Origin of the sequence: Rhizobium sp. L1K21 (assembly GCF_024055895.1) — a bacterium.
GTDB lineage: Bacteria > Pseudomonadota > Alphaproteobacteria > Rhizobiales > Rhizobiaceae > Ensifer_A.
The window spans coordinates 343,576-360,702 of record NZ_JAMXLE010000003.1; the positions used below are offsets into that span (position 1 = coordinate 343,576).

Consider the following 17,127-nt stretch of genomic DNA (forward strand, 5'->3'; position numbering starts at 1 on the left):
AGCGTCCGGCTACACGGAATGCGCAGCCGGGACCTTCGGGATGACTAACTTCATCTATCGGGGTTTGGTTCCAAGCGGGGGGCGCAAGTGTCTGGATTGCGGCCACGGAAAAGTCCGATGGCCTCCTTCGCGATGCATCTGGTCGAATGGCCCGAGCATGGGGCTTCCGGGGCAATAAGGTGCAAAATGCCTTGGTTTCCCGGGCCAGGATGGGAAGGAAAAGTCCTCAGCGGGCAACCCAGTCGCGGATCAGGGCGTAGTAGCGATCGAGTTGATCGGTGGCGATTGATTCATCGGGCTGGTGCCCGTCATCCATTGTGCCCGGGCCACAGACGACCGTCGGGATGCCCAGCCCGGCGAAATATCCGGCCTCGGTTCCGAACGCAACGGTCGCCGGGTGCGCATCGGGCAAGGTGGCCAAAAAACCCGCTACGACAGGATCATCTGCTGAACCCGAGAGGCCGGGATACTGCCCTGTGCAGATAATGTCTGCTCCTTCCTGCGGCACCAGACCGGAGAGGATCCTGTCCGGCGTCTCCCCTGCCAGGTGACGGATTTCAAACAGGACTTCGGCATGGTCCGGAACGATGTTCAGCGCGACCCCGCCTCGGGCCACACCGGCATGGACGGTGGAAAAGGGCGGATCGAAGGCCTCATCATGTGCACCCGTTTCTGCCAGTGCGCCCTGAAGGTTTTTCAAGGACAGAATGAAGTCTGCAGCGCCGTGCAAGGCATTTGTCAAATAGGGTGCCATCGCGGAATGGCCGGGCGTGCCCTTGAATGTGGCCCGATAGCTGGCCTTGCCCTTGTGGCCCAGCACCGGACGCATCAGGGTCGGCTCGCCGACGATACATAGATCCGGTTTGCCAAGGGTCGGTATGACCGTTCCAATCATCTCCGGAATACCGCGGCATCCAAGCTCTTCGTCCCAGCTGAGGCCAATCATCACCGGCTTGGCGGGCGGCGTTTCGCGCAATGTCTCGGCCAGCGCCAGTACACAGGCGATAAAGCCCTTCATATCGGTGGTTCCACGGCCGATATAGCGACCTGCCCTTTCGACCAGAGCGAAGGGATCGGTGGTCCAGTTCTGGCCATCGACAGGAACGACATCGGTATGGGCAGAAAAAAGCGTTCCGCCATCGCCCTCTCCGAAGCGAGCGAGCAGGCCGGCTTTTGGTCCATCGCGTGCAGGAACAATGGTCACGGCAAATCCGGCTGCGGTCAGCAGATCCTGAGCCCAGTCGATCAAGTCGAGATTGGACTGGCCGGCAATCGTTGGAAAGGCGATGAGCTTTTCGAGGAGGGGCTTTATTCTCGACAAATCCGGCATGATCCATTTTTCTCGTTTGGAGCGCGCGCTTTAGCTGGCGGCAAAATCGAACGTGTTGTGGGCCTGAATGAAGGTTTTGGCGTGCTCGATGAAGGTGGAGACCGTGCGCGTGTTTTCCGCACCCTCGCTCATAAGAAGGCCCATGTTGAGGGGACGCACCGGGCCGGACAGCGGCACAAAACGAAGCTGTTTTCCATCGGGCGAAAGCTTGGACAAGGGGCGGATATTGGCGACCGAATAGCCGAAATTATTGGCCACCAGCGAACGCATCACGGCCATATCCCGCGTCCGCTCCACGATTTCGGGACGAACGCCCAGCGAAGAGAAAATGGAAAGAAAATAATCCGCGCTCATCGGCAGATCGAGCAGTATCATCGGAAAGCCGGCCAGGTCCATCGGCGAGACATATTGCCGTTCGGCAAGCGGATGCCCCTCGCTGAAAAGCGCAAAAGGCGGCAATTCGATGAGCGGCACGAAGCTGAGATCTGCGGGAATGTTGAGATCGTAAGTGAGCGCGATATCGAGCTTTGCGGCGCGCAACCCGTTGAACAGTTCGGATTGGTCCCGTTCGAACTGGCTGAATTCAACCTCCGGGAACAGATCGACAAAGCTGCGGCGCAGGCTCGGCAGCACGATCTGCGCAAATGTCAGAAGACAACCAACACGCAGGCTGCCGCGCACCGTTCCTGCGACATCGGCAGCCAGCTGGACGAGGCCATTGGCCTTCGCCAGTGTTTCGCGGGCAGCATTCAAAAACAACTCCCCGGTCTGCGACAGCGAAAGGCCGTGGGCATGCCGGCGCACGAACAGTTTCAGCCCGAACTCCGCTTCAAGTTGGGCAATCGCCGCGGAGATGGATGGCGAAGAAACATTGATTTTCTGCGCAGCCAGGGCAATCGACCCACAATCGCAAACCGCCACAAAATATTCCAGTTGTCTGAACGTGATACGAAGCGGCACGCCGGTTCCATGTCCTTCAAAATCAAAGAGTCTGCGGTCAAAGCAGCTGATCACCTGAGAATATACGGTTCTTTCGCGACGAGACAATCACGCGCGCACGATCATTCGTCGCCTGGAACGCCATAGGACGGAGCAGCCTCAGGGTTCAGGGCGCGCGTGATATAGGCGTCCGCCTGAGGTCTGTAGACATCCCATGCGCGGGCGAGTGCTGCAATCGGGCAAGCCTCATCCAGCCAGTCGATGCGCAGCTCGGCATAGGGCCAGCTCTGCCGGTCAACGATCAGCAGACCGGCGGAATGCACCGGTCCGGCTTCACCACCTGCTGCAAGGCCGGCCTGCATGGCTGCCACCAGCCTGTCGCCGAGCGCTCCTCCTGCTGCTTCAAACGCGGACACCATGGCGGCAGGCACCTGGTCGTTGGCAAGCAGATTGCCCCCGGCAGCGCAGTCTGTCCCGAAAGCGCTCGTCCATATGCCGAGCGCCTTCGGCCCGGAATGGATCGCGCTTACCCCTTCCCTGTCGATCGCCAGAAGCTGGCGGTAATCCGCAAAGCCGTCAGCGTCCCTGGCTGTCGCAACAGCCTTTTGCGCGTCGGCACCCTTCGCCATTTCCGACAGCATGATGGGACCGAGCGCCGGGTTGGTGACATTCTGCGTCGAAACCGCGCCCACGCCTGCTTCGGCAAAGCTGCAGCGCGCAGCAACCGCAGGCGAGGACGAGGAAATGGCTACGCCGAACTGTCCGGTTTCGGGGCAGCGGGCGACGATGGAAAAGGTCATGGCAGGCCCTTCTGTGGTTTAGTGCTCGTCGGGAATGACGGCAGTGCCATCGATTTCGACGAGCCATTCGGGCCGCGCGAGACAGGACACGACCACACCTGTCGAGACCGGGTGCACGCCCTTGATATATTCACCCATCGTGCGATAAACGGCTTCCCGATGGCGCACATCGGTCAGATAGACGACCACCTTGCACAGGTGCTCCATCTTACCGCCCGCCTCCTCGATCAACTGCTTGATGTTCTGCATGACCTTGTGCGTTTGCTCGACGGGATCGTGGCTGGCAATATTTTCAGCCGTATCGAGATCCTGAGGGCATTGGCCGCGCAGAAAAATCGTCGTCCCTCTTGCGACCACGGCCTGACACAGATCGTTGTCAAGCTTTTGCTCCGGATAGGTGTCCTTGGTGTTGAATTTACGAATGCGCGTATGCGACATGGTGTGTCTTTCTGATCATCTTGCAGACGTCGGATGCGGGCTTGGGAAAAGACCTATTCGGCTACAGCCTGCAATCGTTCTGGTTTGCTTTTATATTCGAGATACTTTTGCTGGATAAGTATATGGTCGGCAACATATTTCGCGTCGTGCCACACACCCCAGATGAAGCTGGAGCCGCGGCCCGATAGCCAGGGCAAGCCCAGGAAATAGATTCCGGGTTCCCCGGAGACACCGCGCTGGTGTCTGGGCTGCCCGCGTTCATCGAATATGTCGAGCTTCAGCCAGCTGTAATCTGATCGGAAGCCCGTCGCCCAGATAACCGTTGTGATGCCGGCCTCTTTCAGGTTCAGCTCGAAAATGGGATTTTCAATGCAGTCGGGATTTGCGCCGAAAGTGCGCGCTTCGGGTTCTTCAGGCAGGTCAAGTCCATTGCGCTCCACATAGGCATCGGCTTCATCAAGCAACGAGAGATAGTTCTCGTCTCCGCGGGCGATGTTTTCGGCAAGGTCATGCGCAAAGTGCAAGGTGCCGTTGTCGTAGCTTTCGGTGCGACCCACGAGAGTCATTCCGAGGTTCGCCAAATTGCGGAAGTCGATGGTTTCGCCATTACGCGCGCCGCTGACGGCGATGGTCACATGTTCCGTACCGGGGGCCTGAGCCTGCAGGTTCCATTTACCCAGAACCCCGAGCCACCAAACGAAATCCCGACCGCGATAGGCACGGGGCGGACGATCATGCGGGCCGACGGACAGATAAACCTTGCGGCCGCTTCGCGCGATTTCGTCAGCGATCTGGACGCCGGAAGACCCCGCACCCACCACCATGATGTTACCGGCGGGCAATTTATCCGGATTGCGGTAGTCGGACGAATGCATCTGAAGCAAACCCGCGGTTTCCTCTATAATCGGCGGGATCGCGGGATGCTGAAAAGGCCCCGTCGCCACGATAACGTTGGACGCTTCGATTTCCCCTTTATCGGTCCTGACCAGGAAGCCGCGTTGATGGTCCTTGCGTTCGACCGACAACACCTCGACCCCGCAGCGGATCGGGGCATCGAACGTCTCCGCATAAGCGGCGAAATAGTCTGCAACGGCGTCTTTGTGCACGAAGCTGTCCGGATCGGCACCTTCGAATTCAAGATTTGGGAAACGATCGTGCCAGGCAGGCCCGTTTGCGACCAGAGAGTCCCAACGCGCCGTTCTCCAACGCTCGGCGATCCGGCTACGCTCGATCACAACATGCTCGGTCCCGTTCTTGCTCAGGTGTTCGCTGGCCGCGATCCCCGCTTGACCGGCGCCAACCACGACGGTGTCAACTTTTTCCAAAGCCATACGCAAATTTTCCCGTTGTCAAAGCTTCGTTGAACCGTCACCAGCTCATTTGTGCATGTACTGAAGCTTATAGGGAATGCGGCGCATACAAAAATAGAAATTCCGATATCGTGAGTTAGGAAATAGCTAAGCCTAAGCGGATTGCGGATGCAGTTGGATGATGCCGCACGCGTGTTCTTTTGGGAAAAACGCGCCGACGGTTTCGTTGCCGGCTCTGGTGAGCGCGAAGCCGCTCTCCCAGAGGTGCCCCGGCTGCGGCACCGTCTGCAAAGCTAAGAGGGCTTGAAAATGGAGCCGGCCTGGGGATTGCTACGATCTGCGATGAACCCTGCCCGCATCAGGCTCAACGTTGAACGGTCACGAGATGGTCGGTGGTGAATTCTTCGATAATCCAGTGCCCGTTGAAACGCCCAAGGCCGGAGTTCTTTTCACCGCCGAACATCACATGCGGGAAATCATGGATCGTCATATCGTTGATGTGGGTCATTCCCGCTTCGAGCCCTTGTGCGAAACGCATTCCACGCTGCTCGTCTCCGGTGATCACCGCACTGGAAAGACCGTATTCGGTATCGTTTGCAAAGGCGAGCGCTTCTCGCTCATCCGCGGCACGGATGACCGGCGCGACGGGACCAAATATCTCGCTCCTGGCCAGGCGTGAATCATTGGTGACACCGGCGAATACGTGTGGCGGTATGATCCGCCCCTCTGTTTCGCCAGACACCCGCAGATCGAAACCCTGTTGACGACCGGATTCAATCAGACCGGTTACGGATTGCACCTGCGCGTCATTGCACAAAGGACCGATCATCGTGTCGTCTGCATTCGGGTCTCCACATTTGATCTCCGACACCGCAGCGCAAAAGGCATCCAGGAAATTGTCGTAGAGCGCGCCATCGACAATGATGCGGTTGGTGCTCATGCAAATCTGTCCACAATGGTCGAAGCGCCCGACAAGAGCCGCCTTAACGGCCACGTCAATATCGGCGTCATCAAGGATAACCAATGGCGAGTTGCCGCCCAGTTCCAAACCGAGCTTTTTCAGCCGGGGCGAACCGCCCGAAATCCGCGCGATGCGCTGGCCAACCTCGGTTGAGCCGGTGAAGCTGATGATGCGGGGGATCGGATGCGCGCAGAAGGCATCGCCAATGTCCGAACCCGCACCGATGACCACGTTGAGGACACCGGGAGGCAGGCCTGCCTCTTCGTAAATCTTCGCCAGAAGAAGTCCGCCGGTCACTGGCGTGTCACTCGCAGGCTTCAAGACGACCGCATTGCCAAGCGCCAGGGCTGGTGCCACCGACCGGTTGGAAAGATGAAGCGGAACATTCCAGGGACTAATCACCGCGATCACCCCGACCGGCTTGCGGTAGACGCGTGCTTCCTTTCCAGGACGATCAACCGGCATGATGAAACCATGCATCAGATAGGGCATGCTGGCGGCTTCGATCATGCCATCACGTACGCCATTGAACTCGATCGTGGCCTTCATTCGCGTGGAGCCGGATTCACGAATGATCCAGTCGATGATCTCGTCCCGCCTTCTGTCGAGAATGCCGACCGCGTTGTGGAAGATTGCAGCCCGTTCCTTTGGCAAGGCCATCGCCCAGGATTTTTGTGCCTGTTGCGCGGCTTCATAGGCGCGGTCGAGATCATCGACCCCCGCCATGGCAATCCGGGTCAACAAATTGTCGTTATATGGGTTGAAGTCCTCAAGCTCGCGCATCGCCGAACCGGAGCACCATTGCCCGTTGATATATTGTCCCGTGAAGCCATCATAGGCTGTCAAAGTCGTATGCACGTTCATATCTCCTCCATTTGCTGCTGCGGCGCAGCTGTGACCGGCAAGGTCACGCAAACCGGTATTGCGCTTCAAAATGCATTCTTCATCCCGGCGTTTTTTCGCCCGCGGCCGCCACGGCTTCTGCCGCCACCGGCACACTGTCCCTGTTCTGCTCCGTGTGGCCTGTTGCCGTAAGGCGTTCGATGACGGGCAAGAGCAGCTCAAGCGTTGCGACAGGCTCGATGGCCGCCACGTAACGGTCACGGCGCAGCAACAGCCCATGTCCCAGACAGTCTCGGAATGGCGGCACCGAGAAAAAGCGGCTTTTGTCCTTAAGGATTGGGAAGGATGCCTGCACGGGGTTCATCCATTCTGGCGTCAGGCCAACAATTTCGGCCCCAGCTGCTGAGAACCGCGCATGCAGATCCGCACTGACGACCCGATCGGGCATCTCGTCGAATATCAAGACAACGGGCCGATCTGGCAGGCACGCGTCAAGCAGGAATTCCTCCCGGTCGGGCTGCGTCACCAGCGGCTGTGGTATCATCCGCCCCACTGCGGGCGCGCCAGCACTGTTGGCGGATCGCCGGATCATGCCTGCCATGAACTTGGGCTTGGGCTTGTATTTCATTTGGGCAACATAGTCGCGTGCCGGGCTGTAAAGCCCCAGGAGCCGGAACCCCGTGCGGATTGCCATTCCACGCACAGATGAATCCGGCATCATCACCTTGCCCATCCTCAGCGCCAGTTCGATCATCGACCAGGCATGCGGCTTGCGCTCTGTCTGGTAGCTGTCGAGCAGGTCCTCAGGATCGGCCATGGTGAGTGCTTCGGCCAGTTTCCAGGCCAGATTATGCGCGTCGCGCAGACCGCTGTTCATGCCTTGTCCGGCAAAAGGCGGAGTCAGATGCGCTGCATCGCCGGCCAGAAATACCCGCCCCTTGCGCCAGCGCGATGCGATGCGGGCATGGAACGTGTAAACCTTTTGCCGCCGGATCGGCTCGTCGCGATCCGGCCCCACTTCGCCAAGAAGACGGCGCGCGAATGTTTCGCGCTCGGCTTCTTCGATCGTCTCCCCTGCATTCAGCTTGAATTCGTAGCGTCGAATGCCGCCCGGACCGGGCAAAGAGATCGCAGAACGTTTGGGGTCGCAAAACACCTCCGTATGAAAGCAGCGGTTTCTGGTCGTTGCCAGGTCTACGATCAGCCACGGCTCTTCGAATGTGGAGCCCTCCATGACGACACCGAGGGCCTTGCGCACCGTCGAGCGGCCGCCGTCAGCAGCAACCATATAACGCACACGCAATTGATAGGCCCTGCCGTTTTCTGTCATGTCTGCAACAACGTGGTCTTCGACCTGCTCGAATCCCGTCAGCGTGACTCCGAAGCGGGCATCAACCTTGCCATGACGTCCGAGCGCACGCCGAAGAGTGGCTTCAAATTCAGGCTGCTCAAATGCATTGCGTTTATCGAAGCCGTATTCCTTCACAAAGGGTTTGACCTCGGCAAAGACCTTCCCCGATGGCCCTTTGTACAGCGACCCGTAGCCCTTGGCCGTGATCGCGGAAATTTCCGCTGACAAGCCGGCGGCCTGCAGCGCACGCATTGATTCATCATCAATCGAGACCGCACGCGGCTCCTGAACGGTGGTCTCGTTGCGTTCGACCAGGATTGTGTCAACCCCCATCGAACCCAACAGGTTGGCCAGCAAAAGCCCGGTCGGCCCCGCCCCAACGATCAGAATGTCTGCATCCAGCAAAGTGGGTCTCATGTCAGAGCCCGCTTTCGTCCGCGACCGGATTGATGAGCGTTCCCAGCTGACCAATCTCGACTTCGACCACGTCACCAGGTTTCAGGTAAAGCGGCGGATCGCGGCGATCACCGACGCCTCCGGGTGTCCCCGTGACAATCACATCGCCCGGTGAAAGCGGCGTATAGGTCGAGATATAGGCGATCAATCGTGGTACCGGAAAGATCAGGTCGGCCAGCGTTGCGTCCTGAACCACCACACCATTGAGGCGCGTGCGGATCGACAACGCTCTGTAGTCGCCAACCTCGTCGGCGCTCACCATATAGGGCCCGAAAGCCCCTGTGCCCGGAAAGGTCTTGCCGGGGCCAAACTGATGGGTGTGGCGCTGCCAGTCGCGAATGGTGCCGTCGTTGTAACAGGCATAGCCAGCCACATGAGACATGGCGTTCTCTTCGGCTATGTAGCGGCCTCCGCGACCGATAATCACGGCCATCTCGCCTTCGTAGTCAAGCCGGTCTGAAACGCCCGGGCGGATCATGGGCGCGCCATGGGCAATTTGGCTATCGGCGTAGCGGGTGAACATCGTCGGATATTTTGCATCGGGACGCTTGGTCTCGGCGCGGTGGGTTTCGTAATTGAGCCCTACACAGAGGATCTTGCCGGCATCGGGGATTACCGGCAACAAGCTGACATCACTGGACGCCAGTTCCGGCGGTTTCGTCCCCGCATAATCGACGGCAGCACCGAGCAGATCGGCGGCAATCAAAGCCTTGAGACTATCTATGTCTGAACGGATACGACCGGTGAGATCGACAATCCCACCATCAACCAGGGCGCCCACGCCCGACCTGCCGAGGCGGGTGAAGCTGATAAATTTCATCGGAGTCCTCCTGTCACGAGCGCAGAATGGCGCGTCCCCATTTGTTGAGCGTGCGCGGGTCCTGCGGCCAGTCGATGACGTCACGATCATAGATCGTTTCCAGCTCGCCGGAGATTTCGATCCAGTTGCCGTCCGGGTCTGTGTAGAAGACGAACAAGTTGTTGCCCGGTCCGTGACGGCCCGGCCCCCAGGTTAGAAGAACATCATTGGCAGCAAACCGGTCGCAAAACTTCTTGATGTTTTCAAAGCTGCCCGCTTCGTATGAATGATGATCAACGCCTGTGCGGTCGGACAGGAAACAGGCAATGGTATGGTGTTCGTGATTGGTCGTTGTAAACACCGTCGCAGGTTGGCCATTTTCATGCAGAACCCTGTCGGACAGGAAAAAGCCGAGCTTGTCGACATAGAATTCCTTGAAGCCTGCGAGATCCTGTGTGGCAAACGTCAGGTGCTGGGTTGGAGCGTGAAGCCCCTCACGCTCCGGCAAATAGGCCGTTGTGCGCTGCTTTGCGACCCCGAAGCAAATCAGATGCCCATCATTGTCGCGAACAGCGAACGCGCCATCCTCGAAATAGGGAGAGACGTTTTCAAGGATCTCGACCCCGTTGGAAACGGCCTGCGCGCGCTGGACGGCAAGCACATCTGCATTCCGGTAGGCAAGCCCCGCATAGGCAAGCTTTTTGTCTTCGCCCTTAACGGCAATGAAGCGGCGCATGGGTCCAAGGCACCGATACTCGTCGTCCGAAATCTTCTCGACAGCCATATCCATATTGGCGGCGTAGAAATTGGCCAAGCGTTCCGGATCAGAACTCTCAAAGGCGACATGGTGCAAATATGCTCCCGCCTGAACAGCATTGTGCGACATCTCTCTCTCCTGTGTCTTTCTCACTTATTTATCCATTTTTCATAAAATAACAAGCGTCAACTTATATTTTTATCGTTTTATGAGAAAATCTCATATTTTATGCTGCAAAAAGACACTTTCTCTGGAAACCTGCGGGAGGGAAACATGTGCTGAAATCTTTCGCTCAGCGGATGCCGAGAATCCTGTTATGCGGTACCTTACCCCTGTCAAATCTCGGTTTCTGTCGATAGAAGATAAAAATGATACTCAGCAGAATGCATGAAAGAGAACCACGCCAATGACGGGAATTACGCGCTACACCAGAATCCTCACCTTGTTCGATCAAGCGCACCCAACCTGGACGGTCGCGGAAATTTCGGCAGCTCTTGATACCTCTGCCAGTACGCTCTACCGGCTGATCCGGGAAATGGTTGCTGCCGACATGCTGGAAAGCACAGTTGAGTCGCGCTACAGGCTCGGTCCGCTCTTCGTGGAATATTACCGACGCCTGAAGCTGACCGATCCTCTTGTCTTGTCAGGGTCGAAATTTCTTCGCCCGCTCCTGAACCAGATCCCTTGTCCTTGCACCACGATTCTTGCCCGGCTCTACGGGAAAACTGTGATGTGCGTTGCTGAGGAGCGTTCCAGTATTGCAACTTTTGCGACGAGCTATGAACTTGGCCGGCCTATGCCGCTTTTGCGCGGCGCGACATCGAAGGCCGTGCTTTCGACCCTGCCAAAACGCCAGATAATGTCGCTCATCGAGCAAGCCTCCCCCAATGCGCAGAACGATCTCGACGCGCTCTACGCCGAATTCACCAGCATACGCAAGATCGGGATCAGCGAGACCCATGGACAGGTTGACGCCGGATTGGTGGGTATCGCCGCCCCCCTGCGAAGCGCCGAGCTTGGAATCAATGCTTCGTTATCGGCCATTGTGGAAGAACGCAAACTCAATGAGGAAATTCGTCCGCAGATCTATGCTGCCCTGTCGTCAACGGCACGAATGATCGAAGGCTTCATGGCAGAACTCGCACTTGACGAGACAAAATCCAACCCCGCAAAAAGCTCATAAAAAACAGAAACAGAAAAACTATTTTTATCGATATTTGATAAATATCACATTATTGATTGACATATAGGCTGATATTTGCGAATTCTACTGCAACAAACAGGCCGCTCCATTCTGTCTATGGAGGGGCCGTTGCGGGAGGATTGCAATGTCATTTACAATTTCACGGCGCAAGGCGCTGATCGGTGGCGCCTATGCTGCTGCCGGAACACTCGTGAACCTTTCCATTCGTCCGGCATTTGCGGACGCACGCACCCTCAAGATTGGGGTCGTTTCCCCACAGACAGGCCCCATGGCGGCCTTTGCAGAGCCCACAGGGTTTGTCATTGAACGTATTCTGGAGGGCACCGGAGGCTTTATTGAGAATAACGGCATCCGCTATCCTCTTGAAATCATTGAACGCGATACCCAATCGAATCCCAACCGCGCCGCCGAGGTGACCCAGGAGCTGATCTTGTCCGAAGGGGTCGATGTCATCCTCTGCTACGGCGGTCCGGAGAATGCGAACCCCGCCTCGGATCAGTGCGAGTTGAACGGTGTACCCTGTCTATCCTCCGACGTGCCGATCGAACCGTGGTTCTTTGGACGCAACGGGGACCCGGCCAAGGGCTTCGACTACACCTATTGTGCCTTCTTTGATGTCAAAACCTATGCGGGCGCAATGCTTGCCTTTATGGACAAGATCGCTCCAGGCGGCACGGTCGGGGGGCTCTGGCCCAATGATGCCGACGGTGTTGTCCTCTCGCAGGCGTTCACGGAAGGCTTCGGTGCCGCGGGCTATACCATCGTCGATCCGGGCCGTTTTGATTTGCCGACATCAAGCTTCTCGACCCAGATTGCCAAATTCCGCGATAGCAATGTCGATATCGTCCAAGGCATCATGCCTCCACCGGATTTCACCTTGTTCTGGACTCAATGTGCCCAGCAGGGTTTTCAACCCAAAGCCATGATCGCCGGGAAATCCTCAGAGTATCCGGCCTCGGTCGAACCGCTGGGTGAGAAGGCCGTTGGCGTTTCCGTGCCGATCTGGTGGACGCCTGATTTTCCGTATGTGTCTTCTATAGACGGGACCACCGCCTTGGAAACGGCGCGCCGCTACGAGAGCGAAACCGGCCGGCAATGGACGGCCGGAATCGGATCACGCCACGCCATGCTTGAGGTGCTGGTTGATACCCTGCGCAGGGCCGAGAATCTCGACGACCCCGAAAGCGTCAGCGCCGCACTGGGCGCAACGAAGCTCGAAACGATCTGCGGCAGCATTGATTTCTCGACCGGACCGGTGCCGAACTCGGCAAAGCTCGGGCTGGTCTCGATTCAATGGGTCAAATCAAGCGAAGGCTATGCGTTTCCCTATGATATGGCCGTGGTCGAAAACAGCTTCCACCCGGCCGTGCCGGTTGCCCGCGAGCCTTTCCCGATCCCTTACGGCTGATAGGTCTGAATCGTCTTGCCCATGCTTGAAGTTTCGCAACTCAAGAAACACTTTGGCGCGCTCAAGGTCATCGACGGGGTCAACCTGTCGGTGGCGCGCGGCGAAGCGCTAGGTATTCTCGGCCCCAACGGGGCGGGGAAAAGCACCTTGTTCAACCTGATTTCCGGCAATCTCAGCCCGACTGCGGGCACCATTCGCCTGAACGGAGAGGATATCACCAGGGCGAGCCCATGGACGCGGGTTCGGGGCGGAATTGGACGGACATTTCAAATACCGCATCCCTTCGTTCATCTGTCGGTCTTCGAAAATGTCCTGGTCAGCGCCACGCAGGCCAGTGGCCGGGGCATTGCGGTCGCGCGGCCGGAGGTAAATCGCATACTGGATCTTTGCCAATTATCACATCGTTCACGCACACTCGCCGGCGATTTGCCGCTGCTCGATCTCAAACGGCTTGAACTGGCAAAAGCGCTTGGGACATCGCCCCGTCTGTTACTGCTTGATGAGATCGCGGGTGGTTTGACGAACAGCGAATGCGTCGCGCTTCTGGCAATTCTGGAAACGATCAAGTCTGAAGGCGTTACGATCGTGTGGATCGAGCACATTGTCCATGCTCTGATCAAGGTCGCGACAAGGCTCGTCGTCCTGGCGGAAGGCAACCTGATTGCGAACGGCACCCCCGAAACCGTAATGGCCGATGCGAAAGTGCGCGATCTCTATCTCGGGGTTGAAGCATGAGTGCACTTCTGGAACTACGCGGTCTCAACGTGTTCTACGGCGCTTTTCATTCCGTCCATGGCGTGGATATTTCGTGCCGAGAAGGTGAAGTCCTGTCCCTCATAGGGGCGAATGGCGCGGGAAAAAGCTCGACACTGCGCGCCATCATAGGTCAGGTGCCGCGCGTCACTGGCGAAATACGCTTTGCCGGTGAAGACATTAGCAGGCGCACGACGCCCGAGCGAATTTCATCGGGCATTGCTCTCGTCCCAGAAGGGCGGCAACTCTTCCCCAATCTGACGATTGAGGAAAATCTGAAGATCGGCGGCTATACCGGACAAAAGGGAAGCATCGGCCTTGCTGAAGTTTATGAGATATTTCCCGCACTGTCGGAACGCCGGAAACAGCTTGCCCGACTGCTTTCGGGCGGGCAGCAGCAGATGGTCGCAATTGGCCGGGCACTGATGATGAACCCCCGGCTTCTGCTTTGTGATGAAATCAGCCTGGGGCTGTCGCCCAAGATCATCGCGGAAATCTACGAGGTGCTGCCCCGCATTCGCGACCACGGCGTGAGCATGATCCTGGTCGAGCAGGATATCGCGCGCGCACTGAGTGCATCAGACCATGTCGCCTGCATGCTAGAAGGCCGCATCTCACTGGCTGGGCCTTCGAGTGAAGTCTCCCGCGAACAGATCGCAGCCAGCTATTTCGGAGAATGACATGACCGGCCTCCTCGACCAAATCATCCAGGCCGTCCTGCTGGGTGGACTTTACGCCATATTTGCTCTCGGCCTGGCCATCTCCGTGGGTGTTTTGAAATTCATCAATGTCGCACACGGCGATCTCATCGTTGCCATGTCGTTTCTCATGCTGACGCTGACCAATAGCCTTGGTTTGCCTGTTCCCGTTGCGCTGATAGTCCTTATTCCCGTGGGGGCTGGTGTCGGCTGGCTGCTGCAGTTTGGTCTTTTCCAGCGCGCGGCAAGCCAGAACGAGTTGCAGATCATTCTGATCACGTTTGGGCTTTCCGTCATCATTCAGAACGGTCTACTCGGCCTGTATGGTGCCGACACCCGCAAGGTTACGGCTGGCGGCATTGAAATGGCCTCTATCAATCTCTTCGGGAATATTAATGCAGGCGTATTGCCGCTGATAATTTTCGTCACCGCGTGCTTGCTCATCGTTGGGCTGGAACAGATACTCTACCGCACCGGGTTGGGCATCCAAATCCGCGCCATTGCCGATGCACCCGCCGCTGCCAAATTGGTAGGGCTGAGGCTGGCCGGGCTCATGGCAGTCGCAATGGCGATGGTTGGGATCACGGAAGCCGTTTCGGGTGGCCTTATGTCGATCTGGACCAATTTCGATCCCTCTTCAGGTTCAAGCCGCCTGTTGATTGCATTCGAAGTGGTCGTGCTCGCAGGCCTTGGCAGCTTCTGGGGCGTTCTTGTTGGCGGCATCATCATTGCTCTTGCCCAGACGTTTGGGGGCATGATCGACAGCGCCTTCCAGATGCTCGCAGGACATATCGTCTTTCTCGTTCTCTTTCTCTTTCGGCCTCAGGGCCTCTTCCCGAAGACATGAGGTAACATCATGACATCCGGTTTTGTGATTTTCGGGAGGCTGGCGCTGGCAGCCGGTCTGATATGTCTGTGTATTGCGCCCTTTGCCTTTACTCCGGCAGTTTTGGTTCTGTTGACTCAGGCTTTGTCCATGCTGTCTCTGGCGATGCTTTGGAACCTCGTCGCTGGATACGGCAATGTGATGGTTATCGGCCAGCATGCCTTTGTCGGCATTGGTGCCTATGCGTTTTACGGTTTTGCAATGCTTGCCGGTTTGCATATGGCGGTGGCGCTGCCTGCGGCAATGGCGGTGACACTCGCTTTTGGCTCCATGGTCTATGCCATGCTGTATCGGCTGCGTACCGCTTATTTGGCGGTTGGGAGCTGGGTTGTTGCCGAAACGTTGATGCTGGTTGCCAGCCGTCTGCCCGGCTTTGGCGGCGGATCGGGCGCGAGCCTGCCTGCAAACCTTCTGCGGACCTTCGGCGCGCGGGTGCCCGAACGCCTTTCGACAATTTACATAATGGTGCTGGCGGTGGCCGTGCTGACCTTTGTTCTGATCTGGGCCTTGATGCGCTCGCGCATCGGCCTGGGACTTGCCGCCTTGCGCGACAATGAGGAAGGTGCCGCGGTCGCCGGGGTTAATACCCGCCTTGTGCGCGCCGCCTGCTTCATCCTTGCCGCTCCAATGGTCGGTTTGGTGGGTGTCCTTGTAACTCTGCAAGAGGGTCGAATTTCGCCTGTCGCTTCCTTTTCGATGCTCGATTGGACCATTTATGTGCTCTTCATCGTTGTCATCGGAGGCTTGGGCAGCCTGGAAGGCCCTATCATCGGGACGCTGGTGTTTTTCCTGCTGCGAGAGTTGCTCCAGGATTACGGCACATTATACCTCATTACGCTCGGCGCGATTTCGATCCTCATCGTGCTTTTTGCTCCAACGGGCCTTTGGGGCTTGGCGCGGCGCAAGCTCGGGCGTGATCTCATTCCACTGACCCACGATCCCAAGACAGGAGGTGCTTCATGAAAATTCAGGCTGCCGTTGCCCGAGAACCCGGTAAGCTCGTCTATGAGGCCCTCGATCTCGACGCGCCGCGTGACAACGAGATTCTTGTACGCATCGTCGCAACGGGGATATGTCACACCGATCTATCCGCGATCGAGCAGCTTTTGCCGGCGCGCTTACCGATGGTCCCAGGTCATGAGGGCGCGGGAATTGTCGTCGCCGTCGGGGCCGACGTGACGAAGGTCGTGCCTGGTGACCATGTGGTCATGACCTACGATTATTGCGGCGATTGCCGCGCATGCAACGACCATGATCACACCTATTGCCACCATGCCGTGGAACGCTGCTTCTTCGGAGACCGTCCCGATGGAAGCAGCACTTTGCACGATGGACAGCAGGCAGTTGTGCACGGGAGTTTCTTCGGCCAGTCCTCCCTTGCCACCCATGCGCTTTGTTACGACCGCAATGTGGTCAAGGTCAGCAAGGAAGCACCACTGGAGCTTCTTGGCCCGCTCGCCTGCGGCATCCAGACCGGTGCCGGTGCCGTCTTTAACGCACTCGCCGTCGATGAAAAGACCGACTTTGCGGTATTCGGCGCGGGGGCCGTCGGGCTGAGCGCCGTGATGGCTGCTCATGTGGCCGAAGCGCCCGTCATTATCGCAGTGGACATTTCAGACGATCGCCTCGAAACGGCGCGCGCCCTGGGTGCCACGCATGTTTTCAACAGCAAGAACGGCGATCCCGTGGCCTTCATCCGCAGTCTAACCGATGGCGGCGTATTGCGTTCGCTCGACACAAGCGGTGTCCCGACGGTGATGCAACAGGCGCTCGCCTCCACCGCGCCGCGCGGCACTTGCGGATGGCTTGCCGGGGTCGATCCATCGCTGGAAGTGCCGATAAACCCGACATTCCTTTTGGCCGGACGCAGCGTCAAGGGCATTATCGAAGGAGAAAGTCACGATGCTCAGGCCTTCATAACACGGCTCATCGACCTCTATATGGACGGCCGTTTTCCCTTTGACAGACTGTGCCGTTTCTATGAGATGGACCAACTGGCCGAAGCGCTCGCCGACAGTAAGTTTGGAAGAACCATTAAGCCCATCATCAGGTTCGCGGGCAACTGAGAGTATAGGGCTGTATTTGCATAAACTCGGATGATGTCGGAAACGAGGGACTTTCCCCGGCATCGGCACGTTCAGCTTGCGATGTCATCTTGTTCTGACGCCAATGCTACAAGCCTTTCCGGAGGCGT

The 17,127-nt window shown here is 57.7% G+C and carries 16 protein-coding genes; 7 read left to right on the plus strand and 9 right to left on the minus strand.

Annotated elements, in window-relative coordinates; translation table 11 throughout:
• Positions 1 to 226 precede the first annotated feature (226 nt).
• The 9 genes from argE to NHF56_RS16695 all read right to left on the minus strand — a co-directional run bounded on the left by argE (position 227) and on the right by NHF56_RS16695 (position 10,113).
• Positions 227 to 1,330 (minus strand): acetylornithine deacetylase, encoded by a 1,104-nt coding sequence (gene argE / locus NHF56_RS16655; RefSeq protein ID WP_252806607.1) that lies wholly within the window; start codon positions 1,328 to 1,330, stop codon positions 227 to 229.
• 30 nt (positions 1,331 to 1,360) lie between these two features.
• Positions 1,361 to 2,290 carry a LysR substrate-binding domain-containing protein gene (locus NHF56_RS16660; RefSeq protein WP_252806609.1) on the minus strand — a complete coding sequence of 310 codons (930 nt, stop codon included), beginning with the start codon at positions 2,288 to 2,290 and terminating at the stop codon, positions 1,361 to 1,363.
• Between the two features lie 101 nt (positions 2,291 to 2,391).
• Entirely contained in the window at positions 2,392 to 3,069 is a 678-nt protein-coding gene (locus NHF56_RS16665; protein ID WP_252806611.1) for a DUF1028 domain-containing protein, read from the minus strand.
• 18 nt (positions 3,070 to 3,087) lie between these two features.
• On the minus strand, positions 3,088 to 3,507 hold the full coding sequence (locus tag NHF56_RS16670) for a RidA family protein (protein ID WP_252806612.1): 420 nt from the start codon (positions 3,505 to 3,507) through the stop codon (positions 3,088 to 3,090).
• Between the two features lie 53 nt (positions 3,508 to 3,560).
• Positions 3,561 to 4,838, minus strand: a complete 1,278-nt coding sequence (locus NHF56_RS16675; protein WP_252806614.1) for an NAD(P)/FAD-dependent oxidoreductase — start codon at positions 4,836 to 4,838, stop codon at positions 3,561 to 3,563.
• 343 nt (positions 4,839 to 5,181) lie between these two features.
• A complete protein-coding gene (locus NHF56_RS16680; protein WP_252806617.1) occupies positions 5,182 to 6,642 on the minus strand; it encodes an aldehyde dehydrogenase family protein in 1,461 nt (486 codons plus the stop codon).
• Between the two features lie 79 nt (positions 6,643 to 6,721).
• Positions 6,722 to 8,389 carry a bifunctional 3-(3-hydroxy-phenyl)propionate/3-hydroxycinnamic acid hydroxylase gene (locus NHF56_RS16685; RefSeq protein WP_252806619.1) on the minus strand — a complete coding sequence of 556 codons (1,668 nt, stop codon included), beginning with the start codon at positions 8,387 to 8,389 and terminating at the stop codon, positions 6,722 to 6,724.
• 1 nt (position 8,390) lies between these two features.
• On the minus strand, positions 8,391 to 9,248 hold the full coding sequence (locus NHF56_RS16690) for a fumarylacetoacetate hydrolase family protein (RefSeq protein WP_252806622.1): 858 nt from the start codon (positions 9,246 to 9,248) through the stop codon (positions 8,391 to 8,393).
• A 13-nt stretch (positions 9,249 to 9,261) separates the two neighbouring features.
• Positions 9,262 to 10,113 carry a VOC family protein gene (locus tag NHF56_RS16695; protein WP_252806624.1) on the minus strand — a complete coding sequence of 284 codons (852 nt, stop codon included), beginning with the start codon at positions 10,111 to 10,113 and terminating at the stop codon, positions 9,262 to 9,264.
• A gap of 277 nt (positions 10,114 to 10,390) precedes the next feature.
• Here NHF56_RS16695 and NHF56_RS16700 point away from each other — a divergent pair, with 277 nt between their 5' ends.
• The 7 genes from NHF56_RS16700 (at position 10,391) to NHF56_RS16730 (ending at position 16,999) form a co-directional block, all read left to right on the plus strand.
• Positions 10,391 to 11,167 carry an IclR family transcriptional regulator gene (locus tag NHF56_RS16700; protein WP_252806626.1) on the plus strand — a complete coding sequence of 259 codons (777 nt, stop codon included), beginning with the start codon at positions 10,391 to 10,393 and terminating at the stop codon, positions 11,165 to 11,167.
• A 211-nt stretch (positions 11,168 to 11,378) separates the two neighbouring features.
• Positions 11,379 to 12,596, plus strand: coding sequence for an ABC transporter substrate-binding protein (locus tag NHF56_RS16705; RefSeq protein WP_252806627.1), 1,218 nt, complete (start codon positions 11,379 to 11,381; stop codon positions 12,594 to 12,596).
• A gap of 21 nt (positions 12,597 to 12,617) precedes the next feature.
• Positions 12,618 to 13,331: an ABC transporter ATP-binding protein gene (locus tag NHF56_RS16710; RefSeq protein ID WP_252806628.1), complete on the plus strand. Its 714-nt coding sequence runs from the start codon at positions 12,618 to 12,620 to the stop codon at positions 13,329 to 13,331.
• A complete protein-coding gene (locus NHF56_RS16715) occupies positions 13,328 to 14,029 on the plus strand; it encodes an ABC transporter ATP-binding protein (protein WP_252806630.1) in 702 nt (233 codons plus the stop codon). Before NHF56_RS16710 ends, NHF56_RS16715 begins: the two co-directional genes overlap by 4 nt.
• A gap of 1 nt (position 14,030) precedes the next feature.
• Positions 14,031 to 14,894, plus strand: coding sequence for a branched-chain amino acid ABC transporter permease (locus NHF56_RS16720; RefSeq protein WP_252806632.1), 864 nt, complete (start codon positions 14,031 to 14,033; stop codon positions 14,892 to 14,894).
• A gap of 9 nt (positions 14,895 to 14,903) precedes the next feature.
• A complete protein-coding gene (locus tag NHF56_RS16725) occupies positions 14,904 to 15,896 on the plus strand; it encodes a branched-chain amino acid ABC transporter permease (protein WP_252806633.1) in 993 nt (330 codons plus the stop codon).
• The gene (locus NHF56_RS16730) at positions 15,893 to 16,999 is read left to right on the plus strand and encodes an NAD(P)-dependent alcohol dehydrogenase (RefSeq protein WP_252806635.1); all 1,107 of its coding nucleotides are present in this window, start codon (positions 15,893 to 15,895) and stop codon (positions 16,997 to 16,999) included. Before NHF56_RS16725 ends, NHF56_RS16730 begins: the two co-directional genes overlap by 4 nt.
• The last annotated feature ends 128 nt before the right edge of the window (positions 17,000 to 17,127 follow it).

Coding starts and splice junctions, on each gene's coding strand:
- argE (WP_252806607.1), bottom strand. CDS start 1,330: ATGCCGGATTTGTCGAGAATAAAGCCCCTCCTCGAAAAGCTCATCGCC.
- NHF56_RS16685 (WP_252806619.1), bottom strand. CDS start 8,389: ATGAGACCCACTTTGCTGGATGCAGACATTCTGATCGTTGGGGCGGGG.
- NHF56_RS16700 (WP_252806626.1), top strand. CDS start 10,391: ATGACGGGAATTACGCGCTACACCAGAATCCTCACCTTGTTCGATCAA.
- NHF56_RS16720 (WP_252806632.1), top strand. CDS start 14,031: ATGACCGGCCTCCTCGACCAAATCATCCAGGCCGTCCTGCTGGGTGGA.
- NHF56_RS16730 (WP_252806635.1), top strand. CDS start 15,893: ATGAAAATTCAGGCTGCCGTTGCCCGAGAACCCGGTAAGCTCGTCTAT.
- NHF56_RS16715 (WP_252806630.1), top strand. CDS start 13,328: ATGAGTGCACTTCTGGAACTACGCGGTCTCAACGTGTTCTACGGCGCT.
- NHF56_RS16670 (WP_252806612.1), bottom strand. CDS start 3,507: ATGTCGCATACGCGCATTCGTAAATTCAACACCAAGGACACCTATCCG.
- NHF56_RS16680 (WP_252806617.1), bottom strand. CDS start 6,642: ATGAACGTGCATACGACTTTGACAGCCTATGATGGCTTCACGGGACAA.
- NHF56_RS16695 (WP_252806624.1), bottom strand. CDS start 10,113: ATGTCGCACAATGCTGTTCAGGCGGGAGCATATTTGCACCATGTCGCC.
- NHF56_RS16690 (WP_252806622.1), bottom strand. CDS start 9,248: ATGAAATTTATCAGCTTCACCCGCCTCGGCAGGTCGGGCGTGGGCGCC.
- NHF56_RS16710 (WP_252806628.1), top strand. CDS start 12,618: ATGCTTGAAGTTTCGCAACTCAAGAAACACTTTGGCGCGCTCAAGGTC.
- NHF56_RS16665 (WP_252806611.1), bottom strand. CDS start 3,069: ATGACCTTTTCCATCGTCGCCCGCTGCCCCGAAACCGGACAGTTCGGC.
- NHF56_RS16725 (WP_252806633.1), top strand. CDS start 14,904: ATGACATCCGGTTTTGTGATTTTCGGGAGGCTGGCGCTGGCAGCCGGT.
- NHF56_RS16675 (WP_252806614.1), bottom strand. CDS start 4,838: ATGGCTTTGGAAAAAGTTGACACCGTCGTGGTTGGCGCCGGTCAAGCG.